The organism is Streptomyces sp. R44 (assembly GCF_041053105.1).
Lineage (GTDB): Bacteria > Actinomycetota > Actinomycetes > Streptomycetales > Streptomycetaceae > Streptomyces.
The window spans coordinates 5,997,849-6,014,246 of sequence record NZ_CP163444.1; the positions used below are offsets into that span (position 1 = coordinate 5,997,849).

Below are 16,398 nucleotides of genomic sequence, written 5' to 3' on the forward strand. Positions count from 1 at the left end.
TCATGTGGGCGCCCTAGCGTGCGCCCCCATGGACACCAAGACGACCGAGAAGACCGGGCCCGCCACCGAGGCCGAGACGACGAAGGCCGAGACGGAGCAGGCCGAGACGGAGAAGGACGGTGCGGCGGCGGAGACCGTGACCGCCGCCGACGACTCCGCGGACGGCGCCGCCGACCTGCTCGACGAGACGGACGACGAGCAGGACGACGAGCTCGACGAACTCGACGAGCTCGACGACGAGGAGGCGGCGGCCGGGGAGGCCACCGGCATCGGCGCCGGTGCCGCGGCCGTCGTCTCCGCCGCCCTCTCCGCCGTCGCCCTCACCGGCACCTGGACCGGCAAGGTCGTCGCCGAGCGCGAGACGCTCATCGGGCAGATCAAGACCTCCGGCACCGGCACCCCCGCCCAGCAGATCAGCGAGATCTACGGCGACGCCTGGCACAGCACCGCCCTGGTGAACGGCGTCTTCGCCCTCCTCGCCCTGATCGTCGCCGTCCTCGTGCTCACCCTGCCCCGCCGCCCCGCCTGGGTCCGCGCGGTCGCCCTCGCCGGCGCGGTCCTGGGCGGTCTCGGCCTGCTCCTGTCGGTCGGTACCTACTTCGACCTGTTCCTGAGCCTCCCGACCGCCGGCTCCTGAGACCCCCCGGGGCACGGCCTAAGGCACCCCCAGGACCCTCCTAAGGACCCCCGTACCCCGAACATGCGGCACTCGCCCGATGTGACGGCACCCCCTCGGAAACGAAAGTAGAGGCATCGCAAGAGAGCGATACCGAAACCGAGAAGCCCAGGGGAGCACACCATGTTCGAGTACGAACTCCACACCATGCACCACGCCGAGCTCATCGCCGAGGCCGCCGCCCACCGCCTCGCCCAGGAGGCCGCGGTGACCCGCAAGGGCCTGCACCTCTTCGGCCGCCGCCACGCGGGCCAGGACACGGAGGGGCAGGTGACCGACGGCGGTCGCGGTCGCTTCGTCCGGGCCGCGTGACCCCCGTATGAGCGACGGCAAGGAAGTCTGTGCGATGCTCGGCGCCGTGGAGACCAGGTCAGTCAGCCCCGTCTTCGTCGGCCGCGCCGGCGAACTCACCGCCCTCACCGAGGCGCTCTCCCGCGCGACCGCGGGAGAGCCCCAGGCCCTGCTCATCGGCGGTGAGGCCGGAGTCGGCAAGACGAGGCTCATCGAGGAGTTCCTCGACACGGCCTGCGACCAGGGCGCCGTCGTGGCGCTCGGCGGCTGTGTCGAACTCGGCGCCGACGGTCTGCCCTTCGCACCCTTCGCCGCCGCACTCCGCGCGCTCCGCCGCCGCCTCCCCGACGAACTCACCGCCGCCGCCGACGGCCACGAGGGCGAACTCGCCCGCCTGCTGCCCGAACTGGGCGACCCCGGCAGCCACGAGCCCTCCGACGAGGACTCCACCGCCCGCCTCTTCGAACTGACCGTACGGCTCCTGGAACGGCTCGCCGCCGACCGTACGATCGTGCTCGTCCTGGAAGACCTGCACTGGGCCGACGCCTCCACCCGGCACCTCCTCACCTACCTCCTGCGCACCCTGCGCCGCGGCCGGATCGTGGTCGTCGCCAGCTACCGCGCCGACGACATCCACCGCCGCCACCCGCTGCGCCCCCTCCTCGCCGAGCTCGACCGGCTCCGCACCATCCGCCGCATCGAACTCTCCCGCTTCACCCGCACCGAGGTGCACCGCCAGCTCACCGGCATCCTCGCCGCCGAACCCGACCCCGCTCTCGTCGAGGAGGTCTTCGAACGCTCCGACGGCAACGCCTTCTTCGTCGAGGAACTCGTCGTCTCCCACGAGGCCGGCTGCGCCGTGGGCCAGCTCAGCGACTCCCTGCGCGACCTCCTCCTGGTCCGGGTCGAGGCGCTCCCCGAAGGCGCCCAGCGGGTCGCCAGGATCGTCGCCGAGGGCGGCTCCACCGTCGAGTACGGCCTCCTCGCCGCCGTCGCCCGGCTCTCCGAGGACGAACTCATCGAGGCCCTGCGGGCCGCCGTCGGCGCCAACATCCTGCTCGCCGTCCCCGACGGCGACGGCTACCGCTTCCGCCACTCCCTCGTCCGCGAGGCCGTCAGCGACGACCTGCTGCCCGGCGAACGCTCCCGCCTCAACCGCCGCTACGCCGAGGCCCTGGAGGCCGACCCCGGCCTCGTCCGCCCCCACGAGCGGACCACCCGCCTCGCCACGTACTGGTACCACGCGCACGACCCCGAGAAGGCCCTCCCCACCGTCCTCCGGGCCTCCGTCGAGACCCGCAAGCGCCACGCCTACGCCGAGCAGCTCAGCCTCCTCGAACGCGCCATGGAACTGTGGGACAAGGTGCCCGCCGAGACGCGCGACTCCCTGCGCCCCATCGACTACGCCGACGCCTACCCCGCCTGCGGCTGCGACCCCGAGACCACCTCCCTGCGCTACCTGGACCTGCTCGCCGAGGCCGCCGTCGCCGCCCGGCTGAGCGGCGAACGGGAACGCGCCGCGAAGATCTGCCGGATGGCGCTCCGGATCCTCGACGGCGACGAGAACGACCCGCTGCGCGCCGCCTGGTTCTGGACGGAGATGGCCCGGCTCCAGTCCAACCTCGGCAAGGGCGACGGCTGGCCGGAGATCGCCCGCGCCCAGGAACTCGTCAAGGGCCTCCCGCCGTCCGCCGTCCACGCCACCGTCCTCGTCGGCGCGGCCGGCTGGGGCATGCTCCGCAACCCCGGCCCCGAGGCGCTCGCCGCCGCCGAACGCGCCGTCGAGTACGCCCGGTTCGTCAAGGCCGAACCGATCGAGCTCAACGCCCGGATCACCCTCGGCACCATCATGGTGTCCGCCGGAGACATCGAGGGCGGACTCGCCGCGATGCACGAGGCACGCGAACGGACCACCGCCCTGGGCCAGTTCCACGAGGCCGCCCGCGCCCATGTGAACCTCTCCTCCGCCATGGAGGCGCTCGGCCGCTCCGCCGAGGCCGTGGAGATCGCCGTGACCGGCATCGAACTGGCCCGTTCCCGCGGACTCGTGGACAGCGCCGGCTGGATCCGCGCCAACCTCGCCGAGTCGCTCCTCTCGCTCGGCGCATGGGGCCGGAGCAAGGAGGAGGCCGAGCTGCTGCTCCGCTCCGGGGCGAGCAGCACCAAGCCGGGCGGCACGGCCCTGCTCCAGCTCGCCCACCTCGCCACCTTCCGCGGCGAGCCCGCCAGGGCCGCCGAGCACCTCGTCGAGGCCCGCTCCCGCTACGGCGCCCGCGACCCGATCCCGCAGTACACCCTGCCCACGGCCCAGGCGGAGATCGCCGTCGCGGCCGCCGAGGGACGCCTCGCGGACGTACGGGAACAGCTCGCCACCGTCGCGGAGACCGGCTTCCCGCCCGGCACCCACCGCTACGGCTGGCCGCTCGTCCTCACCGCCGTCACCGCCGAGGCGGACAGCCGGGGGCTGCCCGCCGCCGAGGAGGGCCGCGCCGAGGCGCTCGCCGTGGTCCGTCGCTGCGTCCGCGGGCTCGCCATCCCGGCCCCGGTCTGGGACGCCTACTCCCGGCAGGTGTCCGAGGAGCTCGCCCGCGCCGAGGGCCGGGAGACCGCCGCCCGCTGGAGCGAGGTCGTCGCCGCCTACGAGCCGCTGGAACGCCCGTACCAGCTGGCCCGCGCCCGCCACCGCCTCGCCGACGCCCTGCTCGTCGAGGGCGGGCGCCGCGAGGAGGCCGCGGCCCTGCTCCGCGACGCCCACGCCACCGCCGTCGCCCTCGGCGCCCGGCCGCTCCGCGAGGACGTGGAACTCCTCGCCGCCCGCGCCCGCCTCTCCCTCACCCCGGAGAAGCAGGCTCCGGCACCGGCGGAGCCCGGAGAGGACGGCTTCGGGCTGACGCCCCGGGAGCAGGACGTGCTGCGCCTGGTCGCGGCCGGCCGCACCAACCGTCAGATCGCCGAGGAGCTGTTCATCTCACCGAAGACGGCCAGCGTCCACGTCTCCAACATCCTCGCCAAGCTCGGTGTCGCCGGCCGGGGCGAGGCCGCCGCCCTGGCCCACCGCCTGCACCTCCTCGACGCGCCCCTCTGAGCCGGGGGCCTCGGGCCGGGCCCGGGGGAGTCGTATCGTCACCCGGCCCGAGGACAGGTCCACCGGGCCACGGGCCGGGTCGGCGTCTCCCGGATCCTCCCTGGTCAGGGCCTCCCTGCGGCGCTCCTCCTCGATGTGCCTGCGCGACGGCGCGAAGAACTCGTCAAGTCCGCCGAACACGGTCACCGCCTCCTCACCTCACCTCCAGCCGGAGGATCCGGTCGTCCCCGGGCCCGGGCGTGCCCCGGGTGTCGGTCTCGCTGGTCACCAGCCAGAGCCGGTCGCCGCCCGTGGCGAGGACCGTGCGCAGGCGTCCGTACTCACCCTTCACGAACGCCTCGGGCTCCCCCGATCGTTCCGCGCCGGAGAGCGGGATCCGCCACAGCCGCTCGCCTCTGAGCCCGGCCATCCAGATCGCTCCCCGCGCGTACGCGATCCCGCTCGGGGAGGCCTCCGAGGTCGGCCACTGGGCCACCGGGTCCGTGAAACCGGCCCGGCCGGCCCGCCCCTCGGCCTCCGGCCAGCCGTAGTTCCGCCCGGGCTCGACCAGGTTCAGCTCGTCCCAGGTGTTCTGCCCGAACTCGGCCGCCCACAGTCGTCCCGCCGAGTCCCAGGCGAGCCCCTGCACATTGCGGTGCCCGTACGAATAGACCACCGAGGCCGGGAAGGGATTGCCCGGCGCCGGCCTGCCCTCCGGCGTCATCCGCAGGATCTTGCCGCCCAGCGACGCCCGGTCCTGGGCCAGACCGGTCCGGCCCGTCTCGCCCGTCCCCGCGTAGAGCATCCCGTCCGGCCCGAACGCGATCCGTCCGCCGTTGTGGACGATCCCCTTCGGAATGCCGGTGAGCACCGGCTCCGGCGGGCCGAGCCGGTCCGCCTCCCCGCCGCCGTACCGCATGCGCACGATGCGGTTGTCCGAGGCGGCCGTCAGATACGCGTACACCCAGCCGTCCCGGACCGCGATCCCGAGGAGTCCGCCCTCGCCGCCGGGCACCACCCCCGGCACCTCGCCGAGCGGGGTCTTCGCGCCGGTCCGCCCGTCGATCCGGGTGATCGTCCGCTCGTCCCGCGAGGAGACCAGCAGATCCCCGCCGGGCAGCTCCGCCAGTCCCCAGGGCGACTTCAGTCCCTCGGTGAGCGTGCCCACCACCGAGACCCGCCCGTCGACGGACGGGGACGAGGAGACCGTCGTCGGGGGAGGTGGAGCCGCCCCCGGTCGCTCCTCCGTACTTCCCGAGGAGCACCCCGTCAGCAGCACCAGCGCGACGGCGCCCCACAGGGCCTTCACCACAGCAGGACGGCTCATGGTCCGTTCCCCTTCGACGAGTCGAGCGGCATCCCCACCCCCTTTGATACACCGCTCGCCCCGATCAGGTTCCCGCCCGCCGGGCCCGACTTCTCCGCGAGGCGTTCAGTCCCAGGACCCGCGCGGCGCCGGAAGGCCCGCGATCTCCGCCAGGTCCTGCGCCGTGAGCCGCAGCGCGGCCGCTCCGGCGTTCTCCACCACCCACCGCTCCCGCTTCGCCCCCGGCACCGGCACCACGTGCCGCCCGAGACCGAGCACCCACGCGAGCGCCACCTGCGCCGGGGTGACGTCCTCCCCGTGCCGCGCGGCCACCCGGCGCAGTCCCGCCACGATCGGCTGGTTCGCGGCCATCATCTCGGCCGTGAACCGGGGGTGCCGGGCCCGCGGGTCGTCCGGCTCGAAGCCGCCGCCCGGGGTCAGCGTCCCGGTCAGGTAGCCGTTCCCCAGCGGCATCGCCGCCAGGAAGCCGACGCCGCGCGCCGTGCACCAGGGCAGCAGCCGCACCAGCGCCTCCCGCGACCACACCGACAGCTCGGCCTCCACCGCGGCGACGGGGAACACCTGCTGGATGCGGTCGAGTTGGCGGATCGTTCCCTCGTGCAGATCGGCTCCGCGCCGGACCGCCCGCGCACCCACGGCACACAGGCCGAGCGCCCGCACCTTGCCCGCCGAGACCAGCTCGGCCATGGCGCCCCAGGTCTCCTCGACCGGCACCTCGGGGTCCGCGCGGTGCAGCTGGTAGAGGTCGATGACGTCGGTCTGGAGCCTGCGCAGCGAGGCGTCGCAGGCCCGGCGCACGTACCCCGGCCTGCCGTTGGCGACCACGTGCCGCCGCTCGCCGCCGTCGCCGACCAGCAGTCCGCACTTCGTCGAGACGAAGGCCTCGGAGCGCCGCTCCTTCAACACCCGCCCCACCAGAAGCTCGTTGGTGAAGGGGCCGTACATGTCGGCGGTGTCGAGCAGGCTCACCCCGGCGTCGAGCGCCGCGTGCACGGTCCGCAGCGAGCGGTCCCCCCGCTGTTCCGAACGGCTGTACGCCCAGCTCATCGGCATGCACCCCAGGCCGATCGCACCCACGTCGAGCGCCGTCGCCCCGATAGTCCTGCGCTCCACCTGCCGGTACCCCTCCCTGTGCCGTCTCCCAAAGTAACCAATGGAGCGCGGGATTCTTCGCATAGCCTCCCGCTCATGAGATTCGAAGAGACGACCGCTGACGTGTGGCTTCCCCTTCCGGCGGACGAGATCGAGGGACTCCCCGCGCCGGGCGGGTCGGGCCTGAACTACCGCTTCTGGGACGGCGGTCCCGAGTTCCCCGCCGATCCGGCGCGCTGCGTGTTCTACGTCGTCCCGTACATGAAGGGCTCGGAGATCGCCGTACGGCCGCTGGCCGGGATGACCTCCCTCCGCGTCGTGCAGACCCTCTCCGCCGGCATCGACCACGTCACGCCCGGCATCGACTCCCTGCGGCCGGGGGTCGCCCTCTGCAACGCGAAGGGCGTCCACGAGGCCAGCACCGCCGAGCTCACGCTCGCCCTGATCCTCGCCTCGCTGCGCGGCGTCCCCGGCTTCGTGCGCGGCCAGGACGCCGAGGAGTGGCGGGCCGGCTTCTACCCGGCCCTCGCGGACAAGTCCGTCCTGATCGTCGGGTACGGATCGATCGGCTCCGCCATCGAGGACCGGCTCGCGCCCTTCGAGTGCGCGCGGGTGGCGCGCGTCGCACGCTCCGCGCGCACCACAGAGCGCGGCCCGGTGCACGCCCTGACGGACCTGCCGGCGCTGCTGCCGGAGGCCGACGTGGTCGTGCTGTCCACTCCGCTCACGCCCGCGACCACGGGTCTCGCCGACGCCGGCTTCCTGGGGCGGATGAAGGACGGGGCGCTCCTCGTGAACGTCGCCCGGGGCCCGGTCGTCGACACGACCGCGCTGCTCAAGGAGGTCGAGAGCGGTCGGATCACGGCTGCCCTCGACGTCACCGACCCCGAACCGCTGCCGGCCGGGCACCCTTTGTGGCACGCTCCCGGTGTCCTGATCAGTCCCCATGTGGGAGGTTCCACTTCGGCCTTCATGCCGAGGGCGAAGCGGCTGATCGCGGGACAGCTGCGGCGGTTCGCGGCGGGCGAGGAACTGGCCAACGTCCTCCTCACCACCGGCTGACCGGAGGGGAACGTTCGGCCGGGCGGGTGATGCGCGCCCCCGACACGCGCCGTGCGCAAGCCCCCAGGCCGTCACGGAGAGTACTGCGGCCCTGTCCCTGAGTGACGGTCCTGGTGTATCGTCCCGTGGCGGGGGACTGCGTCGAGAACGGGCTGACGCTGGGGAGCGAAGTGACGGGACATCAGAAGCCGAGGGGGGCGACGGGTGAAGCACGGCCGGAGGACCGACGATCCGACGCGGCGACGCCGCCGGCGGCAAGCCTTCCACGCCTCACCGCCGGCCTCGCGCGCTCGGTGCCGGACCAGGCGGCGCCGCACCGGACGCCCCGCGCCGCCACACCGCCGGACACCGGCGACGGCAGCCACGACCATGACGCCCACGACCGCGACGGGCACGCCCCCGGGGGCGCCGACGAGCCGACGGCGCGGCCGCACGACGCGGCCGGGTGCGGCGGCCCGGCACCGGAGGATCCGGTGAGCGCGCCCGGGGCGGTCCTCACCCGTCGCCCCCTCGGCAGCGGCGACTCCGGCCACCCGGACCCCGGCCGCCCCCGCCTCGGCGGGGCCGTCGCCCAGATCGCCCTCGGGCTCGTCTGCGCGGGCTACACCACCGGCGCGTCCCTCGGCTGGGGCTCACCCCGACTGGCTCTCTTCATGGGCGACTTCGGGCTCAGCGCCGCCGCGCTCACCGCCGCGGTCTCCTGCTTCCTGTACGGCCGAGGCCACCGCGGCAGCGCCCGTCCGGCCTGGCTCCTCTTCGCCTTCTCCTCCTTCATGGCGGCCGCGGGGAACGCCGTGTGGGGCTGGTACGAGGTCGTGCTCCGCACCGACGTGCCCGACTCCTCCGTCGCCGACCTCTGCTTCTTACTCTTCGCGCCGCCCGCCATCGTGGGCCTCCTCGTCCTCGCCAAGAAGCCCGTCACCCGGGCCGGCTGGGTGTGCCTGGGGCTCGACGCCTGGCTCATCGGGGGCTCCCTGCTCACGCTCTCCTGGAGCCTCGCCCTCGCCCGCACCACGCACTTCGAGGGCGAGTCCGTCGCCCAGGCCGCGCTGTCGCTCGCGTACCCGCTGCTCGACATCGTGCTCGTCAGCATGGTCCTCGTCCTGCACTTCCGGCGCTCCCAGGCGAACCGCTCGGCGACGAACACCGCGATCGCCGCGCTCGCCCTCACCGTGCTGTGCGACGCCCTGTTCACCTCGCCGCTGCTCCGCGAGAACTACGCCTCGGGCCAGCTGCTCGACGCCGGCTGGTTCGCCGGCTCGCTGCTGCTCGCCTACGCGCCCTGGGGCGTGCGCCGGCCGCCGGACAGCGCGGCCACCGCACGCGGGCCGTCGCTCCACAGCCGCCCGGTCGCCGGCTCGCTCGCCGCCCTCACCCCGTACCTCGCCGCGGCCGTCTGCACCCTGGGCATCCTGTACAACGTCGTCGAGGGGCGCCGGGTCGACCGCGTCGTCGTCCTCACCGGCTGCACGGTGGTGCTCGCCCTCGTCGTGCGCCAGGGCATCATGCTCCTCGACAACATCGCCCTCACCCACGAACTGGCGCAGAAGGAGAACCACTTCAGGTCGCTCGTGCAGGGATCCAGCGACGTCATCATGATCGCCGCGCCCACCGGGATACTCCGCTACGTCAGCCCGGCCGCCTCCGGTGTGTACGGACGGGACGCCGAGGAGCTCATCGGCTCCGAGCTCGCCTCCCTGATCCATCCCGAGGACCTCGGCGCGGTCGTCCACGAGGTACGGCGCTTCCTGGCCGTCTCGCCCGCCGAGGAGCCCACCACCCGGATCGAATGCCGCTTCCGCTCGGGTCGCGGAGACTGGCTGAACGTCGAGTCGACCGTCAACCGGCACCAGGGCGGCCTGATCTTCAACAGCCGGGACGTCACGGAACGCGTGCGGCTCCAGGCCCAGTTGCAGCACAACGCCGAGCACGACCCGCTCACCGACCTGCCCAACCGGGCCCTGTTCACCCGAAGGGTCCGGCAGGCGCTCAGCGGCCGCCGCTCCTCCGACCCCGGCACCGCCGTGCTCTTCATCGACCTCGACGGCTTCAAGGGGGTCAACGACCGCCTCGGCCACCAGGCCGGGGACGACCTCCTCGTCCAGGCCGCCCGCCGCCTCCACGACTCCGTACGGGCCGGGGACACCGCCGCCCGGCTCGGCGGCGACGAGTTCGCCGCCCTCATCCTCGGCGACGGCGGCCGCGACCGCACGGCCCGCCGGAACCAGGTCCAGGAGATCGCCGACCGGCTCCGGCTCACCCTCTCCCAGCCCTACCGCGTGGACGGCGGCAACGAGGTCCGGGTCGCCGCCTCCATCGGCGTCGCCTTCGCCGAACCCGGCATCGAGGCCGGCGACCTCCTGCGCAACGCCGACCTGGCCATGTACCGGGCCAAGGCCGCCGGCAAGGACCGCGTCGAGCTCTACGCCCCGCAGATGCAGGCCGAGGTCGTCCGACGCACCGAGCTCGCCGCCCGGCTGCGCACCGCCCTCCACGACGGCGAGTTCGCGTTGCTCCACCAGCCGGTCGTCGACCTCGCCACCGGCCGCATCTCCGCCGTCAGCGCCCAGGCGCGCTGGCGCTCCTCCCAGGGCATCCTCTTCACCCCGGCCGAATACCTCCGGGTGACCGACGACGGCGAGCGCACCGCCGAGCTCGGCCGCTGGCTCTTCGAGGAAGCCGTCGAGCAGGCCGCCGAGCGGGCGGGAATCGGCCACCGTACGCCCGTGTCCATCCGGCTCTCCGCCCGGCGCCTCCTCGACCGCTCGCTGCCGCTCGGCTCCGTCGAGTCACTGCTCACCCGGCACGGGCTGCCGTCCGGCTCGCTGATCGTCGAGCTCGCCGACAGCGACCCCCGGACCTCGCTCGACGAGCTGGAACAGCGCCTGGTCACCCTGCGCCGTCTCGGCGTGCGGATCGCGCTCGATGGCTTCGGCAGCGGACACGTGGCGATCAACGCCCTGCGGCGGCTCCCCGTCGACATACTGAAGCTGGACCGGGGACTCGTCGAAGGCGTGGTCGAATCGGCCCGGCTCCGCAAGATCACCCGCGGGGTGCTCCGTATCGCCGGCGAGCTCGGCATGCAGACCGTCGCCGAGGGAGTCGACGTCCCGGAGCAGGTCATCGCCCTGCGCGCGATGGGCTGCAGTCACGCCCAGGGCATGGCCTTCTCGGGCCCGCTGGACGAGTACCGCCTGCGCAGGGCCCTCGTACGGGACGAGTACCCGCTGCCCGGAGCGGTGCCCGTGCGTGTCGGAAACCGTCCCCCGATCCGCTCAAATACTGAGACGCCTGTCCCACCCACTTGACAGTGGTGAGGCCGGAGAGGGAGGGTCAGTGCCATGCGCACCCGAATTCTCGTACTTGGAAAGCGCGTCGGCTGAGGCAGGCCCCAGAGAAGGCCCGCCTGAAACGCACCCGACGCGCTCCCCTCGCTTGCCTCACGGCACGAGGGGTTTTTTGTTGCACCGGCTCACCCCAAAAACATCCCAAACCCTCGCAAAAACCCTCTGCCTCGAGAAGAGATGCTGATGACCGAGCAGGCCACCGGGCACCATCCGCAGCCGCGGCCCCGTAACGGCGCGCAGCCCGCCACCACCGTCGAGCACGTCACGGGTGCGCAGTCCCTCATCCGTTCTCTCGAGGAAGTGGGCGCCGACACCGTCTTCGGCATCCCCGGCGGCGCGATCCTCCCCGCCTACGACCCGATGATGGACTCGCAGCGGGTGCGTCACATCCTCGTCCGTCACGAGCAGGGGGCGGGCCACGCCGCCACCGGTTACGCCCAGGCCACCGGCAAGGTCGGCGTCTGCATGGCGACCTCCGGCCCCGGTGCGACCAACCTGGTCACCCCGATCGCCGACGCGCACATGGACTCGGTCCCGCTCGTCGCGATCACCGGCCAGGTCGCCTCGAAGGCGATCGGCACGGACGCCTTCCAGGAGGCGGACATCTGCGGCATCACGATGCCGATCACCAAGCACAACTTCCTCGTCACCAAGGCCGAGGACATCCCGCGGACGATCGCCGAGGCCTTCCACATCGCCTCCACCGGCCGCCCGGGTCCGGTCCTGGTCGACATCGCCAAGGACGCCCTCCAGGCGAAGACCACCTTCAGCTGGCCGCCCACCACGGACCTGCCCGGCTACCGCCCGGTGACCAAGCCGCACGCCAAGCAGATCCGCGAGGCCGCCAAGCTGATCAGCGCCGCCAAGCGGCCCGTCCTGTACGTCGGCGGCGGCGTCATCAAGGCCGGCGCCACCGCCGAGCTGAAGATCCTCGCCGAGCTCACCGGCGCCCCGGTCACCACCACCCTGATGGCGCTCGGCGCGTTCCCCGACAGCCACCCGCTGCACGTCGGCATGCCCGGCATGCACGGCGCGGTCACCGCCGTCACCGCGCTGCAGAAGGCCGACCTGATCGTCGCCCTCGGCGCCCGCTTCGACGACCGCGTCACCGGCAAGCTCGACAGCTTCGCCCCGTACGCCAAGATCGTCCACGCGGACATCGACCCGGCCGAGATCGGCAAGAACCGCGCCGCCGACGTCCCGATCGTCGGTGACGCCCGCGAGGTCATCGCCGACCTGGTCCAGGCCGTCCAGGCCGAGCACAGCGAGGGCAACAAGGGCGACTACAGCGCCTGGTGGAGCGACCTGAGCCGCTGGCGCGAGACCTACCCGCTCGGCTACGACCTGCCGGAGGACGGCAGCCTCTCGCCGCAGCAGGTCATCCAGCGCGTCGGCCAGCTCGCCCCCGAGGGCACGATCTTCGCCGCGGGCGTCGGCCAGCACCAGATGTGGGCCGCCCACTTCATCGACTACGAGCAGCCGGCCACCTGGCTGAACTCCGGCGGCGCCGGGACGATGGGCTACGCGGTCCCCGCCGCGATGGGCGCCAAGGCCGGCATGCCGGACCGCACCGTCTGGGCGATCGACGGCGACGGCTGCTTCCAGATGACCAACCAGGAGCTCACCACCTGCGCCCTGAACAACATCCCGATCAAGGTCGCCATCATCAACAACGGCGCCCTGGGCATGGTCCGTCAGTGGCAGACGCTCTTCTACAACCAGCGCTACTCGAACACCGTCCTGCACTCCGGTCCGGACGACATCCAGGCGAACAAGGGCACCCGCGTCCCCGACTTCGTCAAGCTCTCCGAGGCCATGGGCTGTGTCGCCCTGCGCTGTGAGGACCCGGCCGACCTGGACAAGGTCATCGCCGAGGCCAACGCCATCAACGACCGCCCGGTCGTGATCGACTTCATCGTCCACGAGGACGCCCAGGTCTGGCCGATGGTCGCCGCCGGCACCTCGAACGACGAGGTCATGGCCGCGCGGGGCGTCCGCCCCGACTTCGGCGACGGCGAAGACGACTGAGCGCGCAGAGCGAAAAGGAAGAGACCCAGACATGTCCACCAAGCACACGCTCTCCGTTCTCGTCGAGAACACGCCCGGCATCCTCGCCCGGATCGCCGCCCTGTTCTCCCGCCGCGGCTTCAACATCGACTCGCTCGCCGTGGGCGTCACCGAGCACCCCGACATCTCCCGCATCACCATCGTGGTCAATGTCGAGGACCTGCCCCTGGAGCAGGTGACCAAGCAGCTCAACAAGCTGGTCAACGTCCTGAAGATCGTCGAACTCGAGCCCAGCGCTGCGATCCAGCGCGAGCTCGTCCTGGTGAAGGTCCGCGCCGACAACGAGACCCGCTCCCAGATCGTCGAGATCGTGCAGCTGTTCCGCGCCAAGACCGTGGACGTCTCGCCCGAGGCGGTCACCATCGAAGCCACCGGTTCGAGTGACAAGCTCGACGCCATGCTCAAGATGCTGGAGCAGTTCGGCGTCAAGGAGCTCGTGCAGTCCGGCACGATCGCCATAGGGCGTGGCGCCCGGTCCATCACGGACCGGTCCCTGCGGGCCCTCGACCGCAGCGCCTGAGAGTCCTCGACGGTCAACCGCCGGTCCGTCCGGCGGTCCGACTGACGAGACCCGAAAACTTTCCTCCCGCTCCCCGCCGTACGGTGGGACGCAACACCAGCACCTCAAGGAGAATCCCAGTGGCCGAGCTGTTCTACGACGACGACGCCGACCTGTCCATCATCCAGGGCCGCAAGGTCGCGGTGATCGGTTACGGCAGCCAGGGCCACGCCCACGCGCTGTCGCTCCGTGACTCCGGTGTCGACGTCCGCGTCGGTCTGCAGGAGGGCTCGAAGTCCAAGGCCAAGGCCGAGGAGCAGGGCCTGCGGGTCGTCTCCGTCGCCCAGGCGGCGGAAGAGGCCGACCTCATCATGATCCTCACCCCGGACCCGATCCAGGCCCAGGTCTACGAGGAGTCCATCAAGGACCACCTGAAGGAGGGCGACGCGCTCTTCTTCGGCCACGGTCTGAACGTCCGCTACGGCTTCATCAAGGTGCCCGAGGGCATCGACGTCGCCCTGGTCGCCCCGAAGGGCCCGGGCCACCTGGTCCGCCGTCAGTACGAGGAGGGCCGCGGCGTTCCGTGCATCGCGGCCGTCGAGCAGGACGCGACGGGCAACGCCTTCGCGCTGGCTCTCTCGTACGCCAAGGGCATCGGCGGCACCCGCGCCGGCGTCATCAAGACGACCTTCACCGAGGAGACCGAGACCGACCTGTTCGGTGAGCAGGCCGTCCTCTGCGGTGGCACCGCGGCTCTGGTCAAGGCGGGCTTCGAGACCCTGACCGAGGCCGGCTACCAGCCGGAGATCGCCTACTTCGAGTGCCTCCACGAGCTGAAGCTCATCGTCGACCTCATGTACGAGGGCGGCCTGGAGAAGATGCGCTGGTCGGTCTCCGAGACCGCCGAGTGGGGCGACTACGTCACCGGCCCGCGGATCATCACCGACGCCACCAAGGCCGAGATGAAGAAGGTCCTCGCGGAGATCCAGGACGGCACCTTCGCCAAGGAGTGGATGGCCGAGTACCACGGCGGCCTGAAGAAGTACAACGAGTACAAGACCCAGGACGCCAACCACCTCCTGGAGACCACCGGCAAGGAGCTGCGCAAGCTCATGAGCTGGGTGAACGACGAGGAGGCGTAAGCCTTCCGGGTGGGGGCCGGACACACTGTCCGGCCCCTTCCCACATCGTTGGACACCCCGTCCAACCACGGACGGGTGATCCTTCCAACGAGGCGCATGAAGTGCGCCGGTGCACCACTACACTTCTCAACAACATACGCGTCAGGCCCACAGCGTCGTGCGCTTTCACGCGGCAAGCCCCCTCCACCGCCTGCGGCCGTCGGGACGGCCGTCCGCACTGGACCTGTGAGGACTCACGTGAGCTCGAAACCTGTCGTACTCATCGCTGAAGAGCTGTCGCCCGCCACCGTCGACGCCCTGGGCCCGGACTTCGAGATCCGGCACTGCAACGGCGCCGACCGGGCCGAGCTGATCCCCGCCATCGCCGATGTGGACGCGATCCTGGTCCGCTCCGCGACCAAGGTCGACGCCGAGGCCATCGCCGCCGCCGAGAAGCTGCGGGTCGTCGCCCGCGCCGGTGTCGGCCTGGACAACGTCGACGTCTCCGCCGCCACCAAGGCCGGCGTGATGGTGGTCAACGCCCCGACCTCGAACATCGTCACCGCGGCCGAGCTCGCCTGCGGTCTGCTCGTCGCCACCGCGCGCAACATCCCGCAGGCCAACACCGCGCTGAAGAACGGCGAGTGGAAGCGCTCGAAGTACACGGGCGTCGAGCTGAGCGAGAAGACCCTCGGCGTCGTCGGCCTCGGCCGCATCGGCGTCCTGGTCGCCCAGCGCATGTCCGCCTTCGGCATGAAGATCGTCGCCTACGACCCCTACGTGCAGCCGGCCCGTGCCGCCCAGATGGGCGTGAAGCTCCTCGCCCTGGACGAGCTCCTCGAGGTCGCCGACTTCATCACCGTCCACCTGCCGAAGACCCCGGAGACCATCGGTCTCATCGGCGACGAGGCCCTGCACAAGGTCAAGCCCTCGGTCCGCATCGTCAACGCCGCGCGCGGCGGGATCGTGGACGAGGCGGCGCTGTACTCGGCGCTCAAGGAGGGCCGGGTCGCCGGCGCGGGCCTCGACGTGTACGCCAAGGAGCCCTGCACGGACTCCCCGCTCTTCGAGCTCGACCAGGTCGTCTGCACCCCGCACCTCGGCGCCTCCACGGACGAGGCCCAGGAGAAGGCCGGTATCGCGGTCGCCAGGTCGGTGCGCCTGGCGCTCGCGGGCGAGCTGGTCCCGGACGCGGTCAACGTCCAGGGCGGTGTCATCGCCGAGGACGTGAAGCCGGGTCTGCCGCTCGCCGAGAAGCTCGGCCGGATCTTCACCGCCCTCGCGGGCGAGGTCGCGGCCCGCCTCGACGTCGAGGTGTACGGCGAGATCACCCAGCACGACGTGAAGGTGCTCGAACTGTCCGCGCTCAAGGGTGTGTTCGAGGACGTGGTCGACGAGACCGTGTCGTACGTCAACGCCCCGCTGTTCGCGCAGGAGCGCGGTGTCGAGGTGCGCCTGACGACGAGCTCCGAGTCGCCCGACCACCGCAACGTGGTCACCGTGCGCGGCACGCTGTCGAACGGCGAGGAGGTCGCGGTCTCCGGCACGCTCGCCGGCCCCAAGCACCTCCAGAAGATCGTCGCGGTCGGCGACTACGACGTGGACGTGGCGCTCGCCGACCACATGGTCGTGCTGCGCTACGAGGACCGCCCGGGCATCGTCGGCACGGTCGGCCGGATCCTCGGCGAGGCCGGTCTGAACATCGCGGGCATGCAGGTGGCGCGCGCGGAGGAGGGCGGCGAGGCGCTCGTCGTCCTGACCGTGGACGACACCGTCCCGGCCGCCGTGCTGACCGAGATCGCGGAGGAGATCGGCGCGGCCTCGGCCCGCTCGGTCAACCTGATCTGACGCT

Annotated in this window: 12 protein-coding genes; 9 read left to right on the top strand and 3 right to left on the bottom strand. The window is 72.2% G+C overall.

The annotated features are described in order from the left end of the window. Window positions 1-28: 28 nt before the first annotated feature. The 3 genes from AB5J54_RS28020 to AB5J54_RS28030 all read left to right on the top strand — a co-directional run bounded on the left by AB5J54_RS28020 (window position 29) and on the right by AB5J54_RS28030 (window position 4,052). Entirely contained in the window at window positions 29-637 is a 609-nt protein-coding gene (locus AB5J54_RS28020) for a hypothetical protein (protein ID WP_369146675.1), read from the top strand. A gap of 162 nt (window positions 638-799) precedes the next feature. After that, entirely contained in the window at window positions 800-988 is a 189-nt protein-coding gene (locus AB5J54_RS28025) for a hypothetical protein (RefSeq protein WP_369146676.1), read from the top strand. 7 nt (window positions 989-995) lie between these two features. Beyond that, window positions 996-4,052: an AAA family ATPase gene (locus tag AB5J54_RS28030; RefSeq protein ID WP_369146677.1), complete on the top strand. Its 3,057-nt coding sequence runs from the start codon at window positions 996-998 to the stop codon at window positions 4,050-4,052. Here the strand turns inward: AB5J54_RS28030 and AB5J54_RS28035 are convergent. The 3 genes from AB5J54_RS28035 to AB5J54_RS28045 form a co-directional block, all read right to left on the bottom strand. Continuing rightward, a complete protein-coding gene (locus AB5J54_RS28035) occupies window positions 3,936-4,238 on the bottom strand; it encodes a DUF6191 domain-containing protein (protein ID WP_369146678.1) in 303 nt (100 codons plus the stop codon). The genes AB5J54_RS28030 and AB5J54_RS28035 overlap by 117 nt on opposite strands. Before the next feature lie 7 nt (window positions 4,239-4,245). Then, window positions 4,246-5,358 (bottom strand): sorbosone dehydrogenase family protein, encoded by a 1,113-nt coding sequence (locus tag AB5J54_RS28040; protein ID WP_369146679.1) that lies wholly within the window; start codon window positions 5,356-5,358, stop codon window positions 4,246-4,248. Between the two features lie 105 nt (window positions 5,359-5,463). Further along, on the bottom strand, window positions 5,464-6,471 hold the full coding sequence (locus AB5J54_RS28045) for an aldo/keto reductase (protein WP_369146680.1): 1,008 nt from the start codon (window positions 6,469-6,471) through the stop codon (window positions 5,464-5,466). 75 nt (window positions 6,472-6,546) lie between these two features. Between AB5J54_RS28045 and AB5J54_RS28050 the strand changes: the two genes are divergently transcribed. From AB5J54_RS28050 to serA, 6 genes are all read left to right on the top strand, one after another. Then, window positions 6,547-7,512, top strand: a complete 966-nt coding sequence (locus AB5J54_RS28050; RefSeq protein WP_369146681.1) for a 2-hydroxyacid dehydrogenase — start codon at window positions 6,547-6,549, stop codon at window positions 7,510-7,512. 575 nt (window positions 7,513-8,087) lie between these two features. After that, a complete protein-coding gene (locus AB5J54_RS28055; RefSeq protein WP_369149474.1) occupies window positions 8,088-10,820 on the top strand; it encodes a putative bifunctional diguanylate cyclase/phosphodiesterase in 2,733 nt (910 codons plus the stop codon). A gap of 222 nt (window positions 10,821-11,042) precedes the next feature. Then, the gene (locus AB5J54_RS28060) at window positions 11,043-12,887 is read left to right on the top strand and encodes an acetolactate synthase large subunit (RefSeq protein ID WP_369146682.1); all 1,845 of its coding nucleotides are present in this window, start codon (window positions 11,043-11,045) and stop codon (window positions 12,885-12,887) included. A gap of 31 nt (window positions 12,888-12,918) precedes the next feature. Continuing rightward, window positions 12,919-13,446 (top strand): acetolactate synthase small subunit, encoded by a 528-nt coding sequence (gene ilvN, locus AB5J54_RS28065; protein ID WP_030222540.1) that lies wholly within the window; start codon window positions 12,919-12,921, stop codon window positions 13,444-13,446. Between the two features lie 119 nt (window positions 13,447-13,565). Further along, window positions 13,566-14,567, top strand: coding sequence for a ketol-acid reductoisomerase (gene ilvC, locus AB5J54_RS28070; RefSeq protein ID WP_123455533.1), 1,002 nt, complete (start codon window positions 13,566-13,568; stop codon window positions 14,565-14,567). A 237-nt stretch (window positions 14,568-14,804) separates the two neighbouring features. Continuing rightward, on the top strand, window positions 14,805-16,394 hold the full coding sequence (gene serA / locus AB5J54_RS28075; protein ID WP_369146683.1) for a phosphoglycerate dehydrogenase: 1,590 nt from the start codon (window positions 14,805-14,807) through the stop codon (window positions 16,392-16,394). The last annotated feature ends 4 nt before the right edge of the window (window positions 16,395-16,398 follow it).

Coding starts and splice junctions, on each gene's coding strand:
- AB5J54_RS28060 (WP_369146682.1), top strand. CDS start 11,043: ATGACCGAGCAGGCCACCGGGCACCATCCGCAGCCGCGGCCCCGTAAC.
- AB5J54_RS28025 (WP_369146676.1), top strand. CDS start 800: ATGTTCGAGTACGAACTCCACACCATGCACCACGCCGAGCTCATCGCC.
- AB5J54_RS28020 (WP_369146675.1), top strand. CDS start 29: ATGGACACCAAGACGACCGAGAAGACCGGGCCCGCCACCGAGGCCGAG.
- AB5J54_RS28040 (WP_369146679.1), bottom strand. CDS start 5,358: ATGAGCCGTCCTGCTGTGGTGAAGGCCCTGTGGGGCGCCGTCGCGCTG.
- ilvN (WP_030222540.1), top strand. CDS start 12,919: ATGTCCACCAAGCACACGCTCTCCGTTCTCGTCGAGAACACGCCCGGC.
- AB5J54_RS28050 (WP_369146681.1), top strand. CDS start 6,547: ATGAGATTCGAAGAGACGACCGCTGACGTGTGGCTTCCCCTTCCGGCG.
- AB5J54_RS28030 (WP_369146677.1), top strand. CDS start 996: ATGAGCGACGGCAAGGAAGTCTGTGCGATGCTCGGCGCCGTGGAGACC.